The following is a 26083-nucleotide window of genomic DNA, read 5'->3' on the forward strand; positions in this document are numbered from 1 at the left end:
GGTGAAACCGGCCTCACATCGCCGACGGACGGCCGCAAGGTCCCGGAGCGGTTGCGTTACGACCGCGAAACAGGACGGAAACGGCCCCGCCGTACGCTCGCCGACACCTGAGACCGGGAGGCCAGCATGAACGAGACCGCGAACGCCGCGGCCGGCGCACGTCACGTCGTCGTCGTCGGCGCCGGCCCGGCGGCGCATCGACTCGCGGACAGCCTGCACGCCCGCGACGCCGGACGACGCCTCCGCGTCACGGTCGTCGGCGAGGAGGCGTGGGCGCCGTACGACCGCGTCGCGCTCAGCTCGCGCCTCGCCGACGGCGACGCCGACCTCGAACTGCCCGACACCCCGTGGGACGACGGACACGTCCGGCTCCTGACGGGCGAGCGCGTCGTTGAGGTCAGCCGCGCGGACCGCGTCGCCACCACCGCGAGCGGGCTCGAGCTGCGGTGGGACGACCTCGTGCTCGCGACCGGGTCGACCGCGCCCGTCCCCGACATCCCCGGCAGCGAGCACGCCCGGGTGTACCGCACGATCGACGACGTCGACGCCCTGGTGGCGGAGACCCGCACGCTCGGCGAGCGCCTCGGCCGCGCGCCGCGCGTGGTCGTCGCGGGCGGCGGCCTGCTCGGGCTCGAGGCCGCCGGGGGCCTCGCGAGGCTGGGGGCGGATGCCGCGATCGTGCACTCGGGCCGCTGGCTCATGTCGGCCCAGCTCGACGAGGGCGCCGGGCGCGCGCTCGGGCGCATCATCGCCGGCCAGGGCATCGACCTGCACCTCGGGGTCCGCCCCGCGAGGGTGCTCACCAGCAGCGGCGGCGTCGTGGGGGTGGAGCTCACCGACGACCGCCGCGTCGACGCCGACCTGGTCGTGTTCGCGATCGGGATCACGCCGCGCGACGAGCTGGCTCGGGCGATGGGGCTCGAGCTCGGCCCGCGCGGGGGCGTCGCGATCGACACGGCGTGCGCGGCATCCGTGCCGAACGTCTGGGCGATCGGCGAGGTCGCGAGCTTCGAGGGCCGGTGCACGGGCCTCGTCGCGCCCGCGAACGCCATGGCCGAGGTCGTCGCCGACCGCCTGCTCGGCGGAGCGGCCGAGTTCACGACCGTCGACGACGCGACCAAGCTGAAGCTCGCCGGCGTCGACGTCGCGAGCTTCGGCGACGCGCTCGCCCGCACGGAGCAGGCGCTCGAGATCGTCTACGCCGATCCGGCCCGTGGGCTGTACCAGAAGCTGGTCGTGACGGACGACGCGAAGACGCTCCTCGGCGGCGTCTTCGTGGGCGACGCATCGCCGTACGCGTCGCTGCGGCCGTTGCTCGGCACCGAGCTCGCGGGCGAGCCCGCCGCATACCTCTCGGCGTCGGGCATGGAGGCGCCCGAGGGTGACGAGCTCCCGGCATCCGCCCTCGTCTGCGCGTGCAACAACGTGGCCGCCGGCGCCATCCGCGACGCGGTGAACGGGCCGCACGACGGCCATCGGGAGGGCTGCGCCGAGCTCGGCCCGCTGAAGGCCTGCACGCGCGCCGGCACCCAGTGCGGGTCGTGCGTGCCGCTCGTGAAGAAGCTGCTCGAGGCGGAGCTGAGGAAGACGGGGCAGCCGATCTCGCGCGCGCTCTGCGAGCACTTCGCCATCTCGCGGCAGGAGCTGTTCGAGTCGATCCGCGTGCTCGAGCTCGCCTCGTTCGAGGAGATCGTCGCGCGGCTCGGCACCGGGCGCGGATGCGACGTCTGCAAGCCCGTCGTCGCGTCGATCCTCGCCGCCCAGCACGGCTCGTACATCCTCGACGGCGGCCGCGGCGGCCTCCAGGACACCAACGACCGCGCCATGGCGAACATGCAGAAGGACGGCACGTACTCGGTCGTGCCGCGCATCCCCGCCGGCGAGATCACGCCGCAGAAGCTCGCGGTCATCGCCCAGGTCGCCACCGACTTCGGGCTCTACACCAAGATCACGGGCGGCCAGCGCATCGACCTCTTCGGCGCGCGGCTCGACCAGCTGCCCGAGATCTGGAAGCGGCTCGTCGACGCCGGCTTCGAGTCCGGCCAGGCGTACGGCAAGGCGCTGCGGAACGTCAAGAGCTGCGTCGGTTCGACGTGGTGCAGGTACGGCGTGCAGGACTCCGTCGCGATGGCGATCCGCCTCGAGCTGCGCTACCGCGGGCTCCGCTCGCCGCACAAGCTGAAGTTCGGCGTCTCGGGCTGCGCGCGCGAGTGCGCCGAGGCCCGCGGCAAGGACGTCGGCGTCATCGCGACCGACCAGGGGTGGAACCTCTACGTCGGCGGCAACGGCGGCTTCCAGCCGGCCCACGCGCAACTGCTCGCGAGCGACCTCGACGACGAGACGTTGCTGCGGTACATCGACCGCTACATCATGTACTACGTCCGGACGGCCGACCGGCTGCAGCGCACCGCGCGCTGGATCGAGGACCTCGAGGGCGGACTCGACCACGTGCGCGACGTGGTCGTGCGCGACTCGCTCGGCCTCGCCGACGACCTCGAGGCGGCGATGGCCCGGCATGTCGACTCGTACGAGGACGAGTGGGCGGCCACGCTCGCCGACCCCGACCGGCTGCGCCGCTTCCGCTCGTTCGTCAACGCCCCCGAGGCGGCGGCGCAGACGCTCGCCCGGGTCGAGGAACGCGGCCAGTACCGGCCCGCGACACCCGAGGAACTCGCGCGCGGCGAGGCCGTGCTCGTGTCCGGGCCCACCATCCCCACGCGCGGAGCCGGCGCATGACCGGCCGCGTGAGCCTCGTCGGCGGCGGACCCGGTCAGGAGGAGCTGCTCACGGTCGCGGCGGTGCGGGCGCTCGGCGCGGCGGATGTCGTGCTCTACGATCGGCTCGCCCCGCACGGCCGCCTGGCCGAGCTCGCTCCCGACGCCGAACTCGTCGACGTCGGCAAGCGCCCGGGGCACCACGCGCTGCCGCAGCCCGAGATCGAGGAGCTGCTCGTCGCCCACGCGCTCGCGGGGCGGCACGCGGTGCGACTCAAGGGCGGCGACCCGTACGTGTTCGGCCGGGGCGGCGAGGAGGTGCTCGCGTGCCACCGCGCCGGAGTTCCGGTCGAGGTGATCCCGGGCGTCACGAGCGCGGTCGCGGTGCCCGGCGCCGCCGGGATCCCGCTGACGCACCGCGGTGTCAGCCGCCTGTTCACCGTGGTCTCGGGGCACGCGCCGCTCACCGACGACGAACTCCGTCACCTGGCGGGCCTCGGCGGCACGATCGTCGTGCTCATGGGCGTCAACACGCTCCCGATGCTCGCGGCCGGGCTCGCGCGCCACGGCATGCGCGCCTCGATGCCGGTCGCGATCGTCGAGCGCGGGTTCCGGTGCGACCAGCGCACGACGATCGCCGACCTCGGCGGGATCGTGACCGCGGCCGGCCTCGCCGGTGCGAGCTCGCCCGCGGTGATCGTCGTCGGCGAAGTCGTGCGGCTCGCGCACGACGGCGACGCCGACGCCGTGCAGCTCATGGAGCGCGCGACCGGACTCGCGGGAGCCGCCGCATGACCGACCGGGCTGACTGCGCGATCGGGTTCCGGCCCGATCAGCTCGAGGGCTTCCGGATCGGAGTGACGAGCGACCGCCGATCGGGCGACCTCATCGACGCGCTCGTGCGCCGCGGCGCCCAGGTGATCCACGCCCCGACGATCCGGATGGCGAACGCGAGCTCCGACGAGCCGGTGATCGCCGACACGCGCGCCATCATCTCGGCGCGGCCCGACGTCCTGCTCGCCACGACCGCCTACGGCGTGCGCCGCTGGTTCGAGGTGGCGGATGCCGCGGGGCTCGGCGACGAGCTCCTCGACGCGCTCCGCGACACCGCGATCCTCGTGCGCGGGCCGAAGGCGCGCGGCGGCATCCGTGCCGCCGGGCTCGACGACGTGGGGATGAGCGCCGAGGAGACCACGGAGTCGCTCATCGACGAGGTGCTCGCGACGTACCCGCGGGGCCTGACCGTCGCCGTGCAGCTGCACGGCTACCTGCCGCCGTCGGCGCTCGACCGGCTGCGCGAGGCGCACGACCGGGTGCTCACCGTCGAGCCGTACCGCTGGATCGATCCGGATCTCGCCGATGAGCGCGTCGAACGCCTGATCGAGGCCGCCTGCACCGGCGGACTCGACTGCATCACCTTCACGAGCGCACCCGCGGTGCACGCCCTGCTGATGGCGGCGGAGGCGCGCGGCCGCCACGACGACCTCGTCGACGCGATGCGCGGACCCGTGGTCGCCGCCGCCGTCGGACCCGTCACCGCCGCGCCGCTGGCCGCGGCCGGCATCGACGCCCTCCAGCCGGAGCGGTACCGGATGGGCGCCATGATCCGGCAGGTGTGCGAGCACCTCGAGTCGGCGCGCGTCATCCGGGTCGAGACGCAGCACGGACCGCTCGCGCTGCGCGGGTCCGTCGTCGAAGTCGGCGAGCGCCGCATCCCGCTCGCACCCGTCGCGCTCTCGATCCTGCGCCCGCTCGTCTCCGCACGCGGCTCGGTGGTCGCCCGGGACCGCCTCGTCGCGGGCATGCCCGGGGCCGGCGACGAGCACGCGCTCGAGGTCGCGCTCAGCCGCCTCCGCCAGGCGATCGGCGTGCCCGGGCTCATCGCGACGGTGGTCAAGCGCGGGTACCGGATCGATGTGTGACGACGACCTCACATCGCCGTCCGCGACGGGTGAGCAGGTGGAGACCCAGAGTTCACCGTCCGCGCGAACCCGGGAAACACGCCGCGCATAGCGTCGGTCGCACCAGCTCGACCCCGTGACCGACACCCCCCGGAGGCACCGATGACCGAGACCATGCAGACCCCTCCCCCGAGCACCGCACCCGCCGCGCCGTCCGACCCGGTCGCGCCGCCCGCCGCGGCGACCGGCGCCCTCACCCTGCGCCCGGGCCGCTGGATCGACGGCTGGGACGCGGAGCACCCCGTCCAGTGGGAACGCGAGGGGCGGCGCATCGCCCGCCGCAACCTCAACTGGTCGATCTTCGCCGAGTTCCTCGGGTTCGTCGTCTGGCAGCTGTGGAGCATCGTCGCCGTGGCGCTGCCCGCGGCCGGCTTCCAGCTATCGACGGGTGAACTGTTCTGGCTCATCTCCATCCCGAGCCTCGTCGGCGCCACGCTGCGCATCCCCTACTCGTTCCTCGTGCCGATCTTCGGCGGCCGCAACTGGACGATCGTCTCGGCGGCGCTGCTGCTGGCACCGACCATCGCGCTCGCGATCTGCGTGTCCAACCCCGGAACGCCGTTCGGCGTGCTGCTGTTCGCCGCGGCGCTCGCGGGCTTCGGCGGCGGCAACTTCGCCAGCTCGATGTCGAACATCACGTTCTTCTACCCGCAGCGCGAGAAGGGCTGGGCGCTCGGCCTGAACGCCGCCGGTGGCAACCTCGGGGCGGCGGTCGCGCAGTTCACGGTGCCGATCGTCATCACGATCGGCGCGGGCGCGACGCTGAACCTGCCGATCGCGGGCCTGATCTGGATCCCGTTCATCCTGATCGCGATGTTCGGCGCGTGGAAGTCCATGGACAACCTCTCCAACGCCAAGGCCGACCTCTCGGGCTCGGCCGCGGCGCTCAAGGAGCCGCACCTATGGCTGCTGTCGCTGCTCTACATCGGCACGTTCGGCTCGTTCATCGGCTTCGCCAGCGTCTTCCCCAAGCTGATCGCCGACCAGTTCCCCGAGTTCTCGACGATCGGCGTGCTCGGCGCCACCGTCTCGCTCGCGTTCCTCGGCGCACTCGTCGGCTCGCTCGCCCGACCCTACGGCGGTCGGCTCTCCGACCGGTTCGGCGGTGCTCGCATCACGATGGTCGCGTTCGCGGCGATGGCGGCGATCACGGTCGCGGTGCTCGCGACCCTCCCGCTCGGCAGCTTCTGGCTGTTCCTCGGCCTGTTCCTGCTGCTGTTCGCCACGGCGGGCATCGGCAACGGCTCGACCTACCGGATGGTGCCGATCGTGTTCGCGATGCGCTCCGCTCACGGCGGCGCGGGCGACGTCTCGACGCAGCGCAAGGCCGCGGCCGCCCTCGGCCTGATCTCGGCGATCGGCGCCTTCGGCGGCTTCCTCATCCCCCAGGCGCTGAACCTGTCCTTCCAGACGACCGGCGACTACGCAGCCGCCTTCATGGGCTTCATCGCCGGGTACGTGGTGCTCCTCGCCCTCACCTGGGCGGTGTACGTCCGTCCGCGCCACCTCCGCGAGCAGAAGATCTGAATCGAGCACCATGCCCGACGCCCCCGCCCCCACGCACTGCCCGTACTGCGCCCTGCAGTGCGCGATGACCCTCACGCCGACGGATGCCGCGGAGGCCGCGACCACGCCGGTGACCGTCGCCGGCCGCGACTTCCCCACCAACCGCGGCGGGCTGTGCAAGAAGGGCTGGACGTCGGCGGAGCTGCTGCGCGCACCCTCGCGCCTCGGCGTCCCGCTCGTGCGGGGCGCCGACGGCGTGCTCCGGGAGGCGAGCTGGGACGAGGCGCTCGACCTCGTCGCCGGGCGCCTGCGCGACATCCGCTCGCAGCACGGCGCCGACGCGGTCGGCGTGTTCGGCGGCGGAGGCCTCACGAACGAGAAGGCGTACCTGCTCGGCAAGTTCGCCCGGCTGGCCCTCGGCACGAGCCGCATCGACTACAACGGGCGCTTCTGCATGTCGTCGGCCGCCGCGGCCGGCAACCGGGCGTTCGGCGTCGACCGCGGGCTGCCCTTCCCGCTGGCCGACCTCGACGATGCCGAGACGATCCTGCTGCTCGGCACCAACGTCGCCGAGACCATGCCGCCCTTCATCGGGCACCTCGCGGGCGCGCAGGCCGCGGGCGGGCTCGTGGTCGTCGACCCTCGTCGCACGGCCACGGCCAGGCTCGCCGACGACGGGCGGGGCCTGCACGTGCAGCCCGCCCCGGGCACCGACCTCGCCCTGCTGCTGGGTCTCACGCACATCGTGATCGCCGAGCGCCTCGTCGACGCCGAGTACGTCGCCGCGCGGACGAGCGGCGACGCCGACCTCCGCCGCAGCGTCGCCACGTGGTGGCCCGAGCGCGTGCAGGCCGTCACCGGCGTCGCCGCGCCGACGCTGCGTCGCCTCGCGCGTCGGCTCGCGGCCGGCGGCAACACGTTCATCCTCACGGGCCGCGGGGTCGAGCAGCACGTCGACGGGACCGACACCGCGACGGCCGCGATCAACCTCGCGCTGCTGCTCGGGCTGCCCGGGCGCCCGGGCAGCGGCTACGGCACGCTGACCGGCCAGGGCAACGGGCAGGGCGGCCGCGAGCACGGGCAGAAGTGCGATCAGCTGCCGGGCTACCGCAGGATCACCGACCCGGATGCCCGAGCGCACGTCGCGCGCGTCTGGGGCGTCGACCCCGCCGAGATCCCCGGACCCGGCGTGCCCGCGATCGAGCTGCTCGCCTCGCTCGGCCGTCCGGACGGCGTCCGCGCCATGCTCGTGCACGGGTCGAACGTCGTCGTCTCGGCCCCCGACGCCGCAGCGGTGCGGCGGAGCCTCGGCGCGCTCGAGCTCCTCGTGGTGTGCGACTTCGTGCTCTCGGAGACGGCCGCGCTCGCCGACGTCGTGCTTCCGGTCCTCCAGTGGGCCGAGGAGGAGGGGACGATGACGAACCTCGAGGGTCGCGTCATCCGTCGCCGCCGTGCCCTCGAGCCGCCTGCCGGCGCCCGGGACGAGCTCTGGATCCTCCACGAGCTCGCGCGACGGCTCGGCTCGCCCGCCCGATTCGACACGGACCCCGAAGCGGTCTTCGAGGAGCTGCGTCTCGCGTCCGAGGGTGGGATCGCCGACTACTCGGGCATCGACTACGCCCTCCTGGACTCCGGCGCCGAGGCGTACTGGCCGTACCCCCGCGGTGGGGCCGGCACGCCGCGGCTCTTCGCGGAACGCTTCGCGCACCCAGACGGGCGCGCCCGGCTCGTCGCCGTCTCGGTGCGTCCGGCAGCGCACCCCGCGCCCGGTCCCGGCGAGGTCACGCTCGTGACGGGTCGCCTGCTCGAGCACTACCAGAGCGGCGCGCAGACGCGCCGGGTGCCCGAGCTGCTCGAGGCGCAGCCCGAGCTGCGTGCCTCGCTGCATCCCGCAACCGCCGAGCGCCTCGGCATCGGCGACGGCGATCCCGTCGTCATCTCGAACCGCCGCGGCACGGTGCACGGGCGCGCCCGGGTCACCGTCGACATCCGACCGGATGCGGTCTTCCTGCCCTTCCACTACGGCGACGAGCAGGCGGCCAACCTGCTGACCTCCGACGCCGTCGACCCGATCTCGTCCATGCCCGAGTTCAAGACCAACCTCGTGCGCATCGCGCGCCTCGCGAAAGCCGGAGCCCTCGCATGAGCTCACCGCTCAGGATCGTCCTCATCGGCTACGGGCTCGTCGGCGCCCGCTTCGTCGAGGAGCTGCTGCCCGAGGTGGCCGCGGGCCGCATCGCCCTCACGGTCGTCGGCGGCGAGCCGGTCGAGTCGTACAACCGGGTGCTCGTCGCGGAGCTCGCTGTGGGCAACACCGACCTCGATGCGATGCTCGTCGGCGATCGGGCGTCGGCGGAGGCCGCCGGGGTCCGCGTGCTGCTCGGCGTGGCCGCGACCGCGATCGACCGCGACGCACGAGTCGTTCGGTGCTCGGACGGCGACGGGATCCCGTACGACCGCGTGGTGCTCGCGACCGGCGCGCGCGCGAACACGCCGACCCTCGACGGCGTCGAGCGTCCGCGCCGCGACCTCGCCTCGCTCGGCAAGCACGCCGCGTCGCTCGTGGCGCGCGACGACGTGCTGCCCGAGGGCGTGACCGCGCTCCGCGACCTCGACGACGCCCGGCGCGTGCTCGCGGCGGTTCGCGGACGGCGACGCATCATCGTGCTCGGCGCGGGCGTCCTCGGACTCGAACTCGCCCTCGCCGCCGCCCATGCCGGCGCGCAGGTGTGCGTCGTCCACCACGGACCGATCCCGATGCCGCGCAACCTCGACCGCGGCGGCGGGCACGTGCTGCGCTCGGCACTGCGCCGGACCGGCGTCACCGTCGTGGCGCACAGCCGCGCCGAGGCCGTGGGGTACCGGACGGATGCCGACGGCACGCGCCGCTTCGACCTGCTCGTCACCGCCGACGGGAAGCAGTTGCGGGGCGACCTGCTCGTGCTCTCGTGCGGTGTGAGCCCGCGCACCGAGCTCGCGGTGCTGGCGGGCCTCCGGACGGCGGTGGGCGTGGTGGTCGGGCCCGACCTTCGCAGCTGGACCGATCCCGACGTGTACGCGGTCGGCGACTGCGCGCAGGTCGTCGAGCGCACGCCCGAGACCGCGGGTCGCCGCGACCTGCCCGGCGCACCGGCGGGGCTCGTGGCCCCGGGATGGCGGCAGGCCTCCTGGCTCGCGGCCGCGCTCGCCGCCGAGGCCGCCGCGATCCGGAGCGCGGGCGCCGACTCGGAGGTCGCCGCCGAGCCCCTGCCCACGGAGCGCGATGCGATCGTGATGCTCAAGGCCGAGCACGTCGACGTCGTCGCGGTCGGCGAGGTGGCCGCCGATCCATGGGACGACGATGCGCTCAGCCCGCGCCGTCGGGTCGCGCAATGGGCGGACCCCGAGCACCTCAGGTACGTGAAGATGGTGACCGAGGACGGCGTGCTCACGGGATTCGTGTGCGTCGGGATGCCGCGGACCGCCGCCGAGCTCACCCTGCTGTACGACCGGGGCGGCGAGCTGCCTGCGGACCGGTCGCTGCTGCTCCGCTTCGACGGGCCCGACCACGACCCCGGGACCGACGCGGACGCGTTCGCGCCCGAGTCGACCGTCTGCTGGTGCAACGGCGTCACGGTCGCCCGGATCGAGGCGTCGCACGCGTGCGGCAACACGACCGTCGAGTGCGTCGGCCGCGACACGCGCGCCGGCACCGGGTGCGGCGGATGCCGCGGCCGGATCGCCGAGGTGCTCGCCCGCGCCGCTGAGGCCGACGGCGCCCTGACCCCGTGACCGGCTGACGTCCCGGCGCGCTCGCGCCGGAGTCAGGCCCGCTCGCGCCGTTCCGACGGGACGACGGCCGTCGCGTAACGGTCGATCACGAGGTCGACGAGCGGCTCGGGCGCGGCGCGGTCCGGGAGCAGGAGCGGGTCGCCGACGACATCCGCACCCGACGCCTTCGCCTGGTCGTAGAAGGTGCCCGGCGCGAGCAGGTAGGGGCAGACGACGATGCGCGAGCCCGGATGCACCTCGCGGAGCATCTCGATCGCATCCGGAAGGCGCGGGATGGCGGCCGCGATGAACCCCGCCGTCACCGGCCTGCCGAGTCGCTGGCCGAGTCGCCGGGACGTCTCGAAGCACTCGCGTACGGCGCGCGGGTCGTTGGATCCCGCCGCCGCGAGCAGGACCGCATCGCCGTCCCGCAGTCCCAGCTCGGCGAGGCGCGTGGCCAGCACGTCGACGATCCGGTCGTCCGGGCCGAGTTCGGAGGCGAGTCCGACGTCGCCGCCGAGGCGGTCGAGCCCGAGGGCGAGCCCGGTGCGCACGTGGAAGCCGGCCGAGAGCACGAGGGGCACGATGACGGTGCGCGGGGCGGCCGCCGCCTCGAGCGAGGCGCCGACGTCGGCGTTCCGAGCGTCGACGAACGTGATCGAGACGTCGAGTTCGGGCCGGGCCGTCGCGACGCCGTCCACGAGCCGGATGACCGCCTGCCGGTTGGCGGCGGAGGGGGCGCCGTGCGTCACGGCGACCAGACGCAGCGGCGGCGCCGCACGGCTCCCGTCGGGAGCTGCCGAGCCATCCGACCGAACCATCCGACGACCCCGCTTCCCGGCGGGATCCGATGCCGCCCGCCGTTTCCGACGGTATGCAGCACGTGTTTCGCGGAGCGGACCCGCGTGTTTCCGGCGCGTGAAGAACGCCTCACACCGCGGCCCGGGCGCGGGATCAGGACGCGTGGTCGGCGCCGTCGTCCTCGTCGGGCAGCAGCTCCGGGCGCACGCGGCGGGTGCGCTCGACCTGCTGTGCGCGCCGCCACTCGGCGACCCGGCCGTGATGGCCGGACAGCAGCACCGGTGGCACCTCGAGTCCGCGCCAGAGGGCGGGCTTCGTGTAGCTCGGGTACTCGAGGAGGCCGTCCTCGTGGGATTCCTCGACGAGGCTCTCCGGGTTGCCGACGACGCCCGGCACGAGGCGGCCGGCAGCCTCGATCATCGCCATCACGGCGACCTCGCCGCCGTTCAGGACGTAGTCGCCGAGGCTGATGAGCCGCACTCGCATGCGGTCCGCGTAGTGGTCCACGACGCGCTGGTCGATGCCCTCGTAGCGCCCGCACGCGAACACGAGATGCGCTTCTGCGGCGAGCTCGCGAGCGACCCCCTGGGTGAACGGCTCGCCCGCGGGCGACGGCACGACGAGCAGGGCGTCGGATGTCGCGTCGCCGACGATCGCGTCGAGCGCCTCGCCCCACGGCTCCGGCTTCATGACCATGCCCGCTCCGCCGCCGTACGGGGTGTCGTCGACGGTGCGGTGGCGGTCGTGGGCGAAGTCGCGCAGGTCGTGGGTGCGCACGTCGATGAGCCCCGATTGGCGGGCCTTGCCGAGCAGCGACAGGTCGAGCACGTCGAAGAACGACGGGAAGATCGTGACGATGTCGATGCGCATCGCCGACGCCTACTCGGAGTCGGCGTCGCGGTCGACGCGAGCGGATGCCGCGGCGCCCGCCTCGGACTGCGACTCGGCGCCCGCCCCGGACGCGTCGGCGTCGTCCGCCTCCGGCAGCTCCTCGAACAGGCCCGCGGGAGGCGTGACGGTGATGGTGCCGGCCTCGAGGTCGACCTCGGGCACGATGGCCGAGACGAACGGCACCATGACCTCGCGGCCGCCGGTCTTCACGACCAGGAGGTCCTGCGCGGGAAGGTGGTCGACGTGCACGACCTCGCCCACCTTCTCGCCGTCGCGGAGCACGGCGAGACCGACCAGCTGGTGGTCGTACCAGGCGTCGGGCTCGGACTCCTCGTCGGCGGGCTGGTCGACCCAGAGGATCGCCTTGACGAGGCCCTCGGCGGCGGTGCGGTCGTCGACGCCCTCGAAGAAGCCGACGGGGTGGCCGTTGTACCAGCGGAGCTCGCGGAGCGTCAGGTGCCGGCCGTGCCACGGCGAGGACTCGGGGACCTGGAGCGAGAACTCGGCTCCGGGGACGAACCGGCGCTCGGGGTCGTCGGTGTAGAGCTCGAGCTTGATGGCGCCCTTGAGGCCGTGCGCCTTCGTGAGACGACCGACGCGCAGCTGCTGGGAGCGGGGTGCCGCAGACACGTCAGTCGTCGGTGTCGACGACGTCGACACGGACCCGGCGGCCGTCGGCGAGTGCGGTCACGACGGTGCGCAGCGCCTTGGCGGTGCGGCCCGCGCGACCGATGACGCGGCCGAGGTCCTCGGGGTGCACGTGCACCTCGAGGACCTCGCCGCGTGCGCTCGACGCGGAGGTGACCTTCACGTCGCCGGGGTGATCGACGATCCCCTTGACGAGATGTTCGAGCGCGGAAGCGAGCAAGGCCTACGCCTCGTCCGACGCGGTCTCGTCAGCGGCCTCGGCGGGCTCCTCGGCCTTGGCCGGCTTCTCGGCCTTCGGCTTCACGACCGACTTCTTGGCGTCGTCGACCTGGTACTCGGCCTTGGGCTCGGCGGTGCGGACGGTGCTCTTGGCGTTCTTGTCGCCCTTGAACCTGCCCCAGTCGCCGGTCAGCTTGAGGATCGCCATGACCTGCTCGGTCGGCTGCGCGCCGACGCCGAGCCAGTACTGGGCGCGGTCGGAGTCGACCTCGATGAACGAGGGCTCCTCGGTGGGGTGGTACTTGCCGATCTCCTCGATCACGCGACCGTCGCGCTTGGTGCGCGAGTCGGCGACGACGATGCGGTAGTACGGGGCACGGATCTTGCCGAGCCGCTTGAGGCGGATCTTGACAGCCACGATTCTCCTGAGATGTTGTGAGGTAGGCGAACTGACAGCCGTGAGCGTGGGGTGCACACCCGGCGGAAGCTCAAAGGTGTTCCGGGCCGCCGGATAGAGGGTCGGGCGGCACAGAACTCGACTGACCATTCTTGCAGATTTCGTCGCGCGACGATAATCGCGTCGGTGCGTGGCAAGATGAGCCCACGCCGCACCCGCGGCAGGGGACGACAGGGGGCTCCCATGCGGATCGAGTTCGCGAAGTCCGGGCGATCCTCCGTCGGCATCGAATGGGAGCTCGCGATCGTCGAGCGCGGGAGCGGCGAGCTGGCGTCGGTGGGCGACCGCGTGCTCGCCGAGCTCGGCGGGGCGGATGGCGCGCCGCATCCGTTCATCACGTCGGAACTGCTGACCAACACGGTCGAACTCGTCAGCGGGGTGCACGACCGCGTCGCGGGCGCGGTCGACGACCTCACCGGCCAGGTCGCCGAGGTGCGCGCCGTGCTCGACGGGCTCGGCGAGTACGAGCTGATCTGCAGCGGCTCCCATCCGTTCAGCCAGTGGTACGACCAGCGGCTCACCGACAAGCCGCGCTACCACAAGCTCATCGAGCGCACCCGCTGGTGGGGTCGCAACATGATGATCTGGGGCATCCACGTGCACGTGGGCATCGAGGAGCGCGGCAAGGCGCTGCCGATCCTCGACGGCATGCTCGCGTACGTGCCCCACCTGCAGGCGCTCTCGGCCTCGAGCCCGTTCTGGGCGGGCGTCGAGACCGGGTACGCCTCGAACCGCGCGCTCATGTTCCAGCAGCTGCCGACCGCCGGCCTGCCGTACCCGCTGCCCGACTGGGGTTCGTACGAGCGCTACGTCGACGACCTCGTCCGCACGGGCGTGATCGAGGACCACACCGAGGTCCGCTGGGACATCCGCCCGTCGCCGCGCTGGGGCACCGTCGAGGTGCGCGTGTGCGACGGCGTCTCGTCGGCCGCCGAGATCGGCGCGATCGCCGCACTCATCCAGTGCCTCGTCGAGTGGATGTCGGACCGCCTCGACCGGGGCGAGCACCTGACGGTGCTCCAGCCCTGGTACGTGCGCGAGAACAAGTGGCGCGCCGCACGCTACGGCATGGACGCCGAGGTGATCACGGATGTCGCAGGCACCGAGCGCCACGTCGCCGACGACGTGCGCGACCTGCTCGTGACGCTCGCCCCCTACGCCGAGCGCCTGGGCTGCGCCGAGGAGCTGCAGCGGATCCGCCGGACGCTCGACGACGGCGCGAGCTACCAGCGCCAGCTCCGGGTGGCCGAGGCGCACGGCGGCGAGCTCACCGCCGTGGTCGCCCACCTCGCCCGCGAGCTTCGCGAGGGCACGGTGCCCCCGGCGGCCGGGTAGCCACGAGACCGGGGACGAGACCGGCTACGCCGGGATCCGTCGCGTGCGGATGAGCTCCGCGAACCAGCGCGCGCTCGCCTTCGGCAGCCGCTCGAGCGTGTCGTAGTCGACCCGCACGATGCCGAACCGCTTCGAGTACCCGTAGCCCCACTCGAAGTTGTCGAGGAGCGACCAGACCTGGTAGCCGCGCAGGTCGACGCCGCGCGCCATGGCGCGGTGCGCGGCCGTGAAGTGCCGGCGCAGGTAGTCGATCCGGTCCCGGTCGTCGACCATCGGCCCGTCGGGACCCTCGGTCACGACGTCGTCGAACGCGGCGCCGTTCTCGGTGATCATGAGCGGCACCTCGGGGTAGGCGCCGTGCAGGGCGACCAGCAGGTCCTCGAGGCCCGACGGGTCGATGTTCCAGCCCATGGCCGTGTAGGGTCCGGGCTGCTCCAGGAACTCGACGTGCTCGGATCCCGGCCAGGGCGTGCCGCCCATGTCCTTGTGGCCGTCGGCGTTCACGCGCGGCGACACGCCGTCCCACATCCGCACCGTCACGGTCGAGTAGTAGTTCACGCCGAGCAGGTCGATGGGCTGGGCGATGAGATCGGTGTCGCCGGGCTTGACGAACGACCAGTCGGTGACGGCGGCGGTGTCCTCGATGACATCCGTCGGGTAGCCGTCGCCGAAGAGCGGGCCGAGGAACACGCGGTTCGCGAGCCCGTCGATGCGGCGGGCGGCCTCGTGTCCGGTCTCGCCGGACGGCCGGACCACGTGCAGGTTCAGGGTGATCGAGAACCCCGGGTCGTTGGTGACGACGTCGCGGAGCGCGCGCACCGCGAGTCCGTGCGCCAGGTTCAGGTGGTGCACCGCCGCGAACGCCTTCGCGCCGTCGAGGAGGCCCGGCGCGTGCGCGCCCGAGCCGTACCCGAGGTAGGCCGAGCACCACGGCTCGTTGAGCGTGGTCCAGACGGCGACGCGGTCGCCGAGGCGCTCCCCCACGAGGCGCGCGTAGTCGGCGAAGGCCTCGGCCGTGGCGCGGTTCGTCCAGCCGCCCTCGTCCTCGAGCGCCTGGGGCAGGTCCCAGTGGTAGAGCGTCGCGATGGGCCGGATGCCGCGGGCGATGAGCCCGTCGACGAGCCGCTCGTAGAACGCGAGCCCCGCCTCGTTCGCCGGGCCGCGCCCGGTCGGCTGGATGCGCGGCCACGCGATCGAGAACCGGTACGCCTCGAGTCCGAGCTCGGCCATGAGGTCGAGGTCGGCCTCCCACCGGTGGTAGTGGTCGCACGCGACGTCGCCGGTGTCGTCGTTCCAGACCTTGCCCGGCGTGTGGCTGAACGTGTCCCAGATGGAGGGGCCGCGACCGTCCTCGGCGACCGCTCCCTCGATCTGGTACGACGCGGTGGCCGACCCGAGCAGGAAGTCGGGGGCGAACTCGAGGCCCGCGTCGCGGTAGTCGGCGTTGCCCGTGGTCATGGTCGTCCCCCTGGTGCGATCGATCGGATGCGGCATCCGCCGTGCCACGGATTCACCCTAGTGCGGCGTGCGGGACGCGGGAGACGGGTCAGCGGCCGAGGAACTTCTGGAGGGCGGCGAGCTCCTCCTCGCTCGGAGCGCCCTTCGCCTCGGCACCGCCGGCCCCGCCGAGGCCGAAGCCCGATCCCGCCGCGGCGCCCTGGCCCGCGGGGGTGACGCCGGAGGCGATCGCCGCGTTCTCGGCCGCGCGCTTGGCGGGGTTGCCCGACCGGGAGCCCGAGGACTTCTTCTTGCCCTTGGCCGCCTGGCGCTTGCCGCCGCCGTAGCCGCCGGCGCCCGGGATCGACCCCATGCCGGGCACCTGGGGCACGCCGCCGCGCGCGACGGTCTTCATCATCTTGGCGGCCTGCTCGAAGCGCTGCACGAGCTGGTTGACGTCGGTGACGGTCATGCCCGAGCCCTTGGCGATGCGCAGCCGGCGCGAGCCGTTGAGGAGCTTCGGGTTGCGGCGCTCGGCGGGGGTCATCGACTGGATGATCGCCTCGGTGCGCACGATCTCGCGCTCGTCGAAGTTCTCGAGCTGCTGCTTCATGCCGCCCGCGCCCGGCAGCATGCCGAGCATCTTCTTGATCGAGCCGGCGCCGCGCAGCTGCTGCATCTGCTTGAGGAAGTCCTCGAGCGTGAAGGTCTCGGTCGCGAGCTTCTCGGCGACCTTCAGCGCCTCCTCCTCGTCGAAGGCCTGCTGGGCCTGCTCGATGAGGGTGAGGATGTCGCCGAGGTCGAGGATGCGGCTCGCCATGCGGTCGGGGTGGAACGGCTCGAAGTCGTCGAGCGTCTCACCGGTCGACGCGAAGATGATGGGGCGCCCGGTGACGGAGGCAACGGACAGCGCGGCGCCGCCGCGCGCGTCGCCGTCGAGCTTCGACAGCACGACGCCCGTGAAGTCGACGCCCTCCTGGAAGGCCTTGGCGGTCGCGACCGCGTCCTGGCCGATCATGGCGTCGATGACGAAGAGGACCTCGTCGGGGTTCGTGGCCCTGCGGATGTTCGCGGCCTGCTTCATCATCTCGGCGTCGACGCCGAGGCGGCCCGCGGTGTCGATGACGACCACGTCGTGCTGCGCGCGCTGCGCGTGCGCGACCGCGTCCTTCGCGACCCGGACGGGGTCGCCCACGCCGTTGCCGGGCTCGGGCGCGAACACCTGCACGCCGGCCTGCTCGCCGACCACCTGGAGCTGGTTCACGGCATTGGGGCGCTGCAGGTCGGCGGCGACGAGCAGAGGGGTGTGGCCGTCCTTCTTGAGCCACTTCGCGAGCTTGCCCGCGAGCGTGGTCTTGCCGGCGCCCTGGAGGCCCGCGAGCATGATCACGGTCGGCGGGTTCTTGGCGAACTGCAGGCGGCGCTGCTGGCCGCCGAGGATCCCGACGAGCTCCTCGTTGACGATCTGCACGACCTGCTGCGCGGGGTTGAGGGCCCGGTTCACCTCGTCGCCGAGCGCGCGCTCGCGCACGGTCGCGGTGAACGCCTTCACGACGTCGAGCGAGACGTCGGCGTCGAGGAGTGCGCGACGGATCTCGCGGACGGTGCCGTCGACGTCGGCAGCGGAGAGCTTGCCCTTGGTGCGGAGGTTCTTGAACGTCTCGGTGAGACGGTCGGAGAGGGTGCCGAACGTAGCCATGATGCGCCCCAGTCTAGATGGGCCCCGCCGGGTCGCGGCTCACGGGGTGCGAGCGCGGATGCCGCGGGGCTCAGCCCTCGAGGCGCACGTCGACGATCTCGCGCTCGATGTCGATGGAGGCGACCAGGCGCTCGTCCGTGTCCTCGGGCGCGAGCCCGTACTCGAACTCGGCGAACGTCTCGCCCGGGCTGTCGGCGTCCGGGCGGAGGTCGACCCGCGTGAGCGACATCGAGCGCAGCGCGTCGATCTGCCGGTCGCCGGAGTCGCGCCCGATGGCGGCCTCGACCTCGTCGGCCTGCTCGAGATCGGGATCGAGCATCGCGGCGAGGAAGCGCACCACGGGCGACGACGACGAGTCGAGCTGGGTCACGAAGGCGCCCCGGAGCTCGTCGTCGAGGAGCTCGAGCTCGCCGACGAGGGTCGCCGCGGCATCGAGGGACGCCGTCGAGACCGCGCCGTCCTCGGCGTCGAGGACGACCTCGACGCGCTGGTCGCCGTACTCCACGTCCTCCGACCAGTAGTCGCCGATCAGTCCGAAGTAGTCGTGTTCCATCGAGTCCGGTTCCCTTCTCAACCGACGAGCTGCTGTGCGAACACGTGGGGCGTGAACCCCGTGAGGTCGCCGATGCCCTCGCCCTGTCCGATCAGCTTGATCGGCAGGCCCGTCTTCTCCTGCACGGCGATGACGAATCCGCCCTTGGCCGATCCGTCGAGCTTGGTGAGCACGAGGCCCGTGACGCCGCCGTGCTGGATGAACGCCTCGGCCTGCGCGAGTCCGTTCTGCCCGGTCGTCGCGTCGAGCACGAGCAGCACCTCGCTGATGGGCGCCTGCTTCTCGACCACGCGCCTGATCTTGCCGAGCTCGTCCATGAGCCCGCCCTTGGTGTGGAGCCGGCCGGCGGTGTCGATGATCACCATCTCGGTGCCGGTCCGCTTGGCGTACTCGACGGTCTGGAACGCGACCGAGGCGGGGTCCTGGCCCTCGCGCTCGGGCCGGACGACCTCCGCCCCCGCGCGGCTGGCCCAAGTGGCGAGCTGGTCCACCGCGGCGGCGCGGAAGGTGTCCGCCGCGCCCACGACGACGCTCCGGCCGTAGTTGCGGAGGAACTTCGCGAACTTGCCGATCGTGGTGGTCTTGCCGACGCCGTTCACGCCGACGACGAGCACGACGGCGGGTCGCTCGGTCAGCTTCAGCGTGGGGTCGTACTTCGACAGCCGCTCCTCGACGAGCTCGCGCAGCATCCGCTGCACGTCCCGAGGGTCGGTCGTGCGGTAGCGGTCGACCTGCGCCTTGATGCGGTCGACGATCTCCTCGGTCACCGCCGGGCCGAAGTCGGCGCGGATGAGGGCGGACTCGAGGTCGTCCCAGGTGTCCTCGTCGATCGTCTTCGCGCCGAACACGTTGCGGAGGGCCGACCCGAGCGACCACGATGCGCGTTCTGCCATGACCACCAGCCTAGGGGCGAGCGGATGCCGCGGCTCGCGTCGCGGCGTCCGCCCGGGGGCCGCCGCATCCGCCCGCGCCCGCGTTACCGGGGTGCATCCGCCCCCGCAAGGCCTTGCCGGGCCGCCGCGCCTGGGGAAGCATCGGAGCCACGCGGAAGGAGAACCCCCATGCCCCTCGTCGGATTCCACGCCTCCCACGAACAGCTGCCGCCGAGTGCCCTCCTCGAGGCGGTCGTGCGCGCCGAGCAGGCCGGCTTCGGTGCCGCCATGTGCAGCGACCACCTCGCCCCGTGGAGCCTGCGCCAGGGGCACTCCGGCTACGCGTGGTCGTGGCTCGGCGCGGCGCTCCAGGCCACCTCGTTCTCGCTCGGCGTCGTCACGGCGCCCGGGCAGCGCTACCACCCGGTGATCGCCGCCCAGAAGATCGCGACCCTCGGGGAGATGTTCCCGGGCCGGTTCTGGGCCGCGATCGGCAGCGGCGAGCGCATGAACGAGCACGTCACGGGCGAGGGCTGGCCCGACAAGGAGGTGCGCGATGCGAAGCTCGCCGAGACGATCGATGTCATGCGACGCCTGCTCGCGGGAGAGGAGGTCGACCAGGACGGCCTCGTGACGGTCCACCGCGCACGCCTGTGGAGCCTGCCGGAGACGACGCCCGCGCTGCTCGCCGCCGCCGTGAGCCCCGAGACGGCGGCCGAGACGGCGGAGTGGGCCGACGGGGTGATCACCGTCGACCAGGACGCCTCGGCGCTCCGCGATTTCATGCAGGCCTACCGCGAAGCGGGCGGGCGCGGACCGGTCTGCGTGCAGGTGCACCTGAGCTGGGCGCCGACCGACGACGAGGCCCGCGCCATCGCGCACGACCAGTGGCGGCAATCGCTCGTGCCCGCGCACCTCGCGTGGGAGATCGAGCAGCCCGAGGAGTTCGACGAGCGCACGGCCGACGCGACCGTCGACGACGTCGCGAAGACCCTGCTGGCCTCGGCCGACACGTCGCGGCACCTCGACGCGCTGCTCGAGCTCGCCGAGCTCGGGGTCGACCGCATCTACCTGCACCACGTCGGCCAGGAGCAGCGCGGGTTCATCGACGCCTTCGGCGAACACGTGCTGCCCGAGCTGTCGAAGGCCGGCGTCGCCTCCGGCGCGGTGGGCTGAGTCGTGCGTGCCACGGACCGCGGCGACCTGTGGTGGAAGACGGCCGTCGTCTACTGCCTCGACGTCGAGACGTTCATGGACTGGAACGACGACGGGTGCGGCGACTTCGACGGGCTCGCCCAACGACTCGACCACCTCGCCGGGCTCGGCGTGACCTGCATCTGGCTCATGCCGTTCCAGCCCTCGCCCGACCTCGACGACGGCTACGACATCGTCGACTTCATGGGCGTCGATCCCCGCTTCGGCACCCTGGGCGACGTCGTCGCCGTCATCCACGCGGCGCGCGACCGCGGCATCCGGGTGATCATGGACCTGGTCATGAACCACACGTCGGAGCGGCATCCGTGGTTCCTGTCGGCCAAGCGCAGCCGGAACTCGCCGCATCGCGACTACTACGTGTGGCGCGACGAGGTGCCCCCGAACCCCCCGGCGAGCGTCTTCCCCGGCGAGGAGGACGGCGTGTGGGAGTGGCACGAGCCCACGGGCCAGTACTACCTGCACTCGTTCTACAAGCACCAGCCCGACCTGAACATCGCCAACCCAGTCGTGCGCGACGAGATCGCCAAGACCGTCGGGTTCTGGCTGCAGCTCGGCATCTCCGGGTTCCGCGTCGACGCCGTGCCGTTCCTGATCGAGCCGCCCGCGGGCGAGGACGTCGGCGACCCGCACGAGCTCATGCGCGATCTCCGCCGCTACCTGCAGCGACGCGCGAGCGAGGCGATCCTGCTCGGCGAGGTCAACCTGCCTTACGAGCAGCAGCTCGACTACTTCGGGCGCGACGGCGATCCGGAGGAGCTCACGCTCCAGTTCGACTTCGAGGCCATGCAGCGGCTCTACCTCGCGCTCGCCCGACAGGATGCGACGCCGCTCGTCGAGACGCTCGCGCGACGCCCGCAGCTCGCGCCCGAGAAGCAGTGGGCCAACTTCGTGCGGAACCACGACGAGCTGACGCTCGACAAGCTCAGCGACCCCGAGCGCGAGGAGGTGTTCACCGCCTTCGCACCCGAGGACTGGATGCGGGTCTACGGGCGCGGCATCGTCCGTCGCCTCCCCCCGATGCTCGAGGGCGACCCGCGCCGCATCCGCATGGTCTACAGCCTCATGTTCTCCCTGCCGGGGACCCCCGTGCTGTTCTACGGCGAGGAGATCGGCATGGGCGAGAACGGGGAGCAGGAGAAGCGCCAGGCGGTGCGCACGCCGATGCAGTGGAACGCCGAGAAGCACGGCGGCTTCTCCCGCGCCGCGAAGGGCCGTCTCGTCGCGACCCCGCCCTCGGACGGCTACGCGCCCGAGCACGTCAACGTCGAGGCCCAGATGCATGACCCCGACTCGTTGCTCGCCATTATGCGGGGGCTCATCGAGCGGTACCGCGCCTCGCCCGAGATCGGCTGGGGGCGGTTCGAGCTGCTCGACGCCGGCGAGCCGGCGGTGATCGCGCACCGGATCACCGAGGACCACCTGCGCTTCGCCGCGGTGCACAACTTCGCGCCGAGGCCCGTCACGGTGACGCTCGAGCTCGGCGACCTGCCCGAGGGCGCCATCCTGTCGGACCTGTTCGAGACGGGCGTCGCCGACATCGACGAGCGGGGCCGGGTCGAGGTCCAGCTCGACGCGTACGGCTACCGGTGGTTCAGGATCCTCGCACCGGGCGACCGGCGCCTCACCTAGGGCGGCGCCCTCAGCTCGCCTTGGCCTCGACCTCGTCGCGCACCCGCTGGCCGACGACCGCCGAGACGCCGTCCTGGCGCATCGACACGCCGTAGAGGGCGTCGGCGATCTCCATGGTCCGCTTCTGGTGCGTGATGACGATGAGCTGGCTCGACTCCCGCAGGTCCTCGAAGGTCGTGAGGAGGCGTCCGAGGTTGGCGTCGTCGAGCGCCGCCTCGACCTCGTCCATGATGTAGAACGGGCTCGGCCGGGCCTTGAAGATCGCGAGCAGCAACGCGACCGCGGCGAGCGAGCGCTCCCCGCCCGAGAGCAGCGACAGCCGCTCGATCTTCTTGCCGGCGGGCTTCACGCTGACCTCGATGCCGGTCGTGAGCAGGTCGTCGGGGTTCGTCAGGGCGATGCGCCCCTCGCCGCCCGGGAACAGGATCGGGAACACCTCGGCGAACGCCTCGCGCGTGTCCTCGAAGGCCGAGCGGAAGATCGACTCCATGCGGCCGTCGATCTCCTCGATGATCGTCAGGAGGTCCTTGCGCGTGTTGGCGAGATCGGTGAGCTGCTCCGTGAGGAACCGGTGGCGCTGCTCGAGTGCGGCGAACTCCTCGAGCGCGAGCGGGTTCACGCGCCCCAGTTGCGCGAGCTTGCGCTCGGCGGCCTGCAGGCGCTTCTGCTGCTCGGCCCGGTCGAACGCGCGCGGCTCCGCCTCGGGATCGCCGTCGAGGGGGATGGGCTGGTCGGGGCCGTACTCGGCGACGAGCACCGCCTCGCCGAGGCCGAGCTCGCCCTCGGCGCGCTCGACGAGCGAGGCGACGTGCAGCTTCTTCTCGTAGATGCGCAGCTCGAGGCCGTGCACGTCCTCGGTGACCGCGTGCAGGCGCTCGCGAACGGATGCCTCGGCGCGGCGTGCCGCGTGCACCTCCTCGTTGCGGCTCGCCCGGTCGGCCTCCGCGGCCGCGAGCGCGACGCGCGCCTCGGCCACCGACGCGCCGACGGAGGCCAGCACCGGCGGCAGCGCCTCGGCGACCCGGCTCGCCGCCTCGAGCTGGGCGCGACGCACGACCGCGCGGCGGGCCGCCTCCTCGGCGGCACGGCGCTCGGCGTCGTGCTGGCGCTCCATGGCGGCGATGCGCGCCTCCTCGGCGCGGACGCGCTCGCGAGCGGTCTCGAGCCGCAGGCGCGCCTCGACCTCGCCCTCCCGAGCGCGCTCGAGCGCGGCGAGCGCGCCGTCGCGTCGGTCGGCGTCCAGGACCGGGCGCGGCTCGGCGCGCGCCGCCTCGAGCTCGGCCTTCGCGTCGGTCGCGGCCTGCTCGGCCTCGGCGATGCGCTCCTCGGCGGTGCGGAGCGCCTCCGCGAGTCGCTCGGTCTCGGCCTCGGCGGCTTCCGCCTGCACCCGCGCGCGGTTCAGCGCCTCGGTGCGCTGGGCGAGCTTCGCGTCGAAGTCGCGGAGCGCCGCGAGCGCGAGCTTGGACTGCGCCTTGGCGTGCTCGGCGATGCCGCGCTGCTCGTCCAGGTCGAAGCGGGCCCGCTCGATGTCGGCCCGCACCTCCTCCAGCCGGGCCTCGGCGCGGTCGCGCTCGGCGAGCAGCTCGATGCGGCTCTGGGTGCGGCCCGAGCCGCCGCGCACGACGTACCGGCCGACGACGGTGCCGTCGCGCGTGATGACGGTCGCCGGTCGATCCAGGGCTGCGAGGGCCCCCTCCGCGGCCCGGACCGCATCGAGGTCGACGGCGACGAGCACCTCGCCGAGCAGCGCGAGCACGCCGGGCGGGGCGGTCACGACCTCCCCGGCGGTGACGAGCCCGGGCACGGTGAGCGGTGACGTGGGGGCTGGACCCGGCTCGGCGATGGTGAGCGCGACGCGTCCGAGGTCGTCGTCGGCTGCGGCCGCGAGCGCCCGCAGCGCGGCCGCTCGGTCGTCGACGAGCACCGACTCGGCGAGCGAGCCGAGGGCGGCGGCGACCGCCGCCTCGTATCCCGGCTCCACGCGGAGGTGCTCGGCCAGCAGGCCGCGCACGCCCGCCGTGCCCGAGGCGGCGAGGGCGGCCGAGCCGTCCTTCTGGTCGAGCGCGAGCGAGAGCGCGCCGACGCGGGCGCCGAGCGCATCGCGCTCGCGCTCGCGGTCGTGCAGCGCCTCTCGGAGGCGCTCGATCTCGCCCTCGGCGTCGAACACCGCCGCCTGGGCGAGCTCGTAGGCCTCGTCGAGGTCGGTCTCGGCCGACGGATCGGCGTCGGCCTCGGCCTCGACGCGCGAGACCTCGGCCACCGCGGACTCGCGGCGGGCCCGGGCCGCGTCGAGGGCGTTGCGATGGCGCAGGACCTCGCCGCGCACGGCCGCGAGCTTCGACGCGGCCGCGTCCGCACGGCCCGCGAGCTGCGACGCCCGCAGGTCGTACTCGCTCACCCGGGCCGCCTGCGCGGCGATCTCCTCGTCGATGGCATCGAGCGCCGTACGGGCCTCGCGCGTCGTCGACGCCGCCTGCTCGAGCCCGGCGGCCGCGTCGCCCACGGCGCCGCGGATGCCGTCGAGCTCGTCGCGCGCGCCGTCGATGTCGGCGCGGGTCACGGACGGTGAGGCCTCCGTGCCCTCGTCGGCCGCCGAGAGCAGGGCGATGCGCTGCCTCGCGAGCGAGTCGAGCGAGCGCAGGCGGGCCTCGGACTGCTCGAGCGCGAAGCTCACCGCTCGGGCGCGGTCGACCTCGTCGCCGCCCGAGGCCTCCTCGAGGCGGGCGATGTGGGCCTGGTGTCGTTCGAGCTCCTGCTGGAGCACGAGCCGCTCGGCGTGCCGCTCGTGCTCGGTCCGTCCGGCGGCCTCGAGCGCGCGACGGAGCTCGACCACCTCGTCGGCGACGAGGCGCGCCCTGGCGTCGCGGACCACCGCCGCGATGCCGGCGGCCTCGCGGGCGACCTCCGCCTGCCGGCCGAGCGGCTTGAGCTGGCGGCGCAGCTCGGCCGCGAGGTCGGTGAGGCGCGTGAGGTTCGCCTGCATCGCGTCGAGCTTGCGGAGCGTCTTCTCTTTCCGACGTCGGTGCTTCAGGATGCCGGCGGCCTCCTCGATGAAGCCCCGGCGGTCCTCGGGACTCGCGTGGAGCACCTGGTCGAGTTGCCCCTGCCCGACGATGACGTGCATCTCGCGCCCCAGGCCCGAGTCGCTGAGCAGCTCCTGCACGTCGAGCAGGCGGCACTGCTCGCCGTTGATGGCGTACTCGCTGCCGCCGTTGCGGAACAGCGTGCGCGAGATGGTCACCTCGGTGTACTCGATGGGCAGCGCGCCATCCGAGTTGTCGATGGTGAGGCTCACCTCGGCACGCCCGAGCGGGCCGCGCGTGGAGGTGCCCGCGAAGATGACGTCCTCCATCTTGCCGCCGCGGAGGGTCTTCGCGCCCTGCTCCCCCATCACCCAGGCGAGCGCGTCGACGACGTTGGACTTGCCGGAGCCGTTCGGTCCGACGATGCACGTGACGCCGGGTTCGAACGCGAAGGTGGTCGGCTGCGCGAAGGACTTGAAGCCCTTGAGGGTGAGGCTCTTGAGGTACACGACCACCCTTCCGACTGCCGAGCGCTGCGGACTACGGTAACCGACGAACGGCCGCCCGACCGTCGCGCTCGCCGCGGGGGGCGCGATCGGCCGTTGCCGCGATGACCGCCTCCGTCGTAATCTGGCGGGCTGCCGTCCGGTGCGAGGAGGACTGCGTGACCATCGAGATCCGACCCGTCCGCCTTCCCGAGCGCCTCGACGGCGACGGCGGTGCCGAACTGGCCGCCGTCGCCGAACTCCTCGGGCGCCTCGACGTCGAGGCGCTCGGCACGGCCGACCTGAGCCGCCGGCCGCGAGAACTGCGGCACGACCTCCGCCAGACCGAGAACACCGCGCGCACCGCGATCGGCGCGTTCGACGCCGGCGCGCTCGTCGGCATCGCCGAGGTGCAGTGGGAGCGGGACCGGGACGCGACCACGGCGTACGTCCCGACGGTCGGCGTCGATCCCGCCCGGCGACGCAGCGGGATCGGGTCGGCCCTCCTCGCCGCCGTCGAGGATGCCGCACGATCCGCCGGACGCCACACGACGGTGCTGTGGGCCGACCATCTCGTCGACGCCGGCGACCCGGCGGTCGCGCGCCTCCATGCACCGCAGGGCGACGCGAGCATCCCCGCCGACGCACCGGCGGCGGCGTTCGCTCGAGCGCACGGGTACGAGCTCGGCCAGCTCTCCCGCGTGAGCGCGCTCGAGGTCGGCGGACGCGGCGAGGAGTTCCGTGCGCGGCTGGCTTCAGCCGTCGACGCGGCATCAGGCGGATACCGGTTGGTCGGCTGGCGGGAACGAGCCCCGGTCGAGCTCCTCGACTCGCTCGCGATCGCGCACGAGCGCATGACCGTCGATGCGCCGAGCGGCGCCATCTCGT

The 26083-nt window shown here is 73.1% G+C and carries 19 protein-coding genes and 1 pseudogene; 10 read left to right on the top strand and 10 right to left on the bottom strand.

Annotation, left to right across the window (positions count from 1 at the left end; genetic code table 11):
* The first annotated feature begins 126 nt into the window (after nucleotides 1-126).
* The 6 genes from nirB to WBQ80_RS02975 all read left to right on the top strand — a co-directional run bounded on the left by nirB (nucleotide 127) and on the right by WBQ80_RS02975 (nucleotide 9952).
* Entirely contained in the window at nucleotides 127-2736 is a 2610-nt protein-coding gene (gene nirB, locus WBQ80_RS02950; protein ID WP_336571023.1) for a nitrite reductase large subunit NirB, read from the top strand.
* Nucleotides 2733-3509: a uroporphyrinogen-III C-methyltransferase gene (cobA, locus tag WBQ80_RS02955; RefSeq protein ID WP_336571024.1), complete on the top strand. Its 777-nt coding sequence runs from the start codon at nucleotides 2733-2735 to the stop codon at nucleotides 3507-3509. The genes nirB and cobA overlap by 4 nt, the downstream gene beginning before the upstream one ends.
* Entirely contained in the window at nucleotides 3506-4636 is a 1131-nt protein-coding gene (locus WBQ80_RS02960; RefSeq protein WP_336571025.1) for a uroporphyrinogen-III synthase, read from the top strand. The genes cobA and WBQ80_RS02960 overlap by 4 nt, the downstream gene beginning before the upstream one ends.
* Before the next feature lie 141 nt (nucleotides 4637-4777).
* Entirely contained in the window at nucleotides 4778-6202 is a 1425-nt protein-coding gene (locus WBQ80_RS02965) for an MFS transporter (protein WP_336571026.1), read from the top strand.
* A gap of 10 nt (nucleotides 6203-6212) precedes the next feature.
* A complete protein-coding gene (locus WBQ80_RS02970; RefSeq protein ID WP_336571027.1) occupies nucleotides 6213-8327 on the top strand; it encodes a molybdopterin oxidoreductase family protein in 2115 nt (704 codons plus the stop codon).
* On the top strand, nucleotides 8324-9952 hold the full coding sequence (locus WBQ80_RS02975; protein WP_336571028.1) for an NAD(P)/FAD-dependent oxidoreductase: 1629 nt from the start codon (nucleotides 8324-8326) through the stop codon (nucleotides 9950-9952). The genes WBQ80_RS02970 and WBQ80_RS02975 overlap by 4 nt, the downstream gene beginning before the upstream one ends.
* Nucleotides 9953-9984: 32 nt before the next feature.
* Here the strand turns inward: WBQ80_RS02975 and WBQ80_RS02980 are convergent, their stop codons facing one another.
* The 5 genes from WBQ80_RS02980 to rpsP all read right to left on the bottom strand — a co-directional run bounded on the left by WBQ80_RS02980 (nucleotide 9985) and on the right by rpsP (nucleotide 12908).
* Nucleotides 9985-10683, bottom strand: a complete 699-nt coding sequence (locus WBQ80_RS02980) for a sirohydrochlorin chelatase (RefSeq protein WP_336571029.1) — start codon at nucleotides 10681-10683, stop codon at nucleotides 9985-9987.
* A gap of 202 nt (nucleotides 10684-10885) precedes the next feature.
* Nucleotides 10886-11602, bottom strand: coding sequence for a tRNA (guanosine(37)-N1)-methyltransferase TrmD (gene trmD / locus WBQ80_RS02985; protein WP_336571030.1), 717 nt, complete (start codon nucleotides 11600-11602; stop codon nucleotides 10886-10888).
* 9 nt (nucleotides 11603-11611) lie between these two features.
* Entirely contained in the window at nucleotides 11612-12253 is a 642-nt protein-coding gene (rimM, locus tag WBQ80_RS02990) for a ribosome maturation factor RimM (protein ID WP_336571031.1), read from the bottom strand.
* A gap of 1 nt (nucleotide 12254) precedes the next feature.
* On the bottom strand, nucleotides 12255-12491 hold the full coding sequence (locus tag WBQ80_RS02995; RefSeq protein ID WP_067950541.1) for an RNA-binding protein: 237 nt from the start codon (nucleotides 12489-12491) through the stop codon (nucleotides 12255-12257).
* 3 nt (nucleotides 12492-12494) lie between these two features.
* Nucleotides 12495-12908, bottom strand: a complete 414-nt coding sequence (gene rpsP, locus WBQ80_RS03000) for a 30S ribosomal protein S16 (protein WP_336571032.1) — start codon at nucleotides 12906-12908, stop codon at nucleotides 12495-12497.
* Nucleotides 12909-13130: 222 nt separating this feature from the next.
* On the opposite strand from rpsP, the gene WBQ80_RS03005 reads away from it, so the two are divergent.
* Nucleotides 13131-14282 carry a glutamate--cysteine ligase gene (locus tag WBQ80_RS03005; protein ID WP_336571033.1) on the top strand — a complete coding sequence of 384 codons (1152 nt, stop codon included), beginning with the start codon at nucleotides 13131-13133 and terminating at the stop codon, nucleotides 14280-14282.
* A gap of 24 nt (nucleotides 14283-14306) precedes the next feature.
* Here WBQ80_RS03005 and WBQ80_RS03010 read toward each other — a convergent pair whose 3' ends face one another.
* The 4 genes from WBQ80_RS03010 to ftsY form a co-directional block, all read right to left on the bottom strand.
* Nucleotides 14307-15740 (bottom strand): GH1 family beta-glucosidase, encoded by a 1434-nt coding sequence (locus tag WBQ80_RS03010; protein ID WP_336571034.1) that lies wholly within the window; start codon nucleotides 15738-15740, stop codon nucleotides 14307-14309.
* 88 nt (nucleotides 15741-15828) lie between these two features.
* Nucleotides 15829-17418 carry a signal recognition particle protein gene (gene ffh, locus WBQ80_RS03015; protein ID WP_336571035.1) on the bottom strand — a complete coding sequence of 530 codons (1590 nt, stop codon included), beginning with the start codon at nucleotides 17416-17418 and terminating at the stop codon, nucleotides 15829-15831.
* A 70-nt stretch (nucleotides 17419-17488) separates the two neighbouring features.
* On the bottom strand, nucleotides 17489-17971 hold the full coding sequence (locus WBQ80_RS03020) for a hypothetical protein (protein WP_336571036.1): 483 nt from the start codon (nucleotides 17969-17971) through the stop codon (nucleotides 17489-17491).
* 17 nt (nucleotides 17972-17988) lie between these two features.
* Nucleotides 17989-18864 (bottom strand): signal recognition particle-docking protein FtsY, encoded by an 876-nt coding sequence (gene ftsY, locus WBQ80_RS03025; RefSeq protein ID WP_336571037.1) that lies wholly within the window; start codon nucleotides 18862-18864, stop codon nucleotides 17989-17991.
* A gap of 168 nt (nucleotides 18865-19032) precedes the next feature.
* On the opposite strand from ftsY, the gene WBQ80_RS03030 reads away from it, so the two are divergent.
* Nucleotides 19033-20019, top strand: coding sequence for a TIGR03885 family FMN-dependent LLM class oxidoreductase (locus WBQ80_RS03030; protein WP_336571038.1), 987 nt, complete (start codon nucleotides 19033-19035; stop codon nucleotides 20017-20019).
* 3 nt (nucleotides 20020-20022) lie between these two features.
* On the top strand, nucleotides 20023-21687 hold the full coding sequence (locus WBQ80_RS03035) for an alpha-amylase family protein (RefSeq protein WP_336571039.1): 1665 nt from the start codon (nucleotides 20023-20025) through the stop codon (nucleotides 21685-21687).
* Between the two features lie 10 nt (nucleotides 21688-21697).
* On the opposite strand, the gene smc is transcribed toward WBQ80_RS03035, so the two are convergent.
* Complete coding sequence (smc, locus tag WBQ80_RS03040) at nucleotides 21698-25219, bottom strand: chromosome segregation protein SMC (RefSeq protein ID WP_336571040.1); 3522 nt, start codon at nucleotides 25217-25219, stop codon at nucleotides 21698-21700.
* 101 nt (nucleotides 25220-25320) lie between these two features.
* Here smc and WBQ80_RS03045 point away from each other — a divergent pair.
* Nucleotides 25321-25782: pseudogene (locus WBQ80_RS03045) on the top strand (GNAT family N-acetyltransferase); the annotation flags it as partial.
* Between the last annotated feature and the right edge of the window lie 301 nt (nucleotides 25783-26083).

Origin of the sequence: Agromyces sp. CCNWLW213 (assembly GCF_037199545.1) — a bacterium.
In the GTDB taxonomy this organism is placed as follows: domain Bacteria; phylum Actinomycetota; class Actinomycetes; order Actinomycetales; family Microbacteriaceae; genus Agromyces.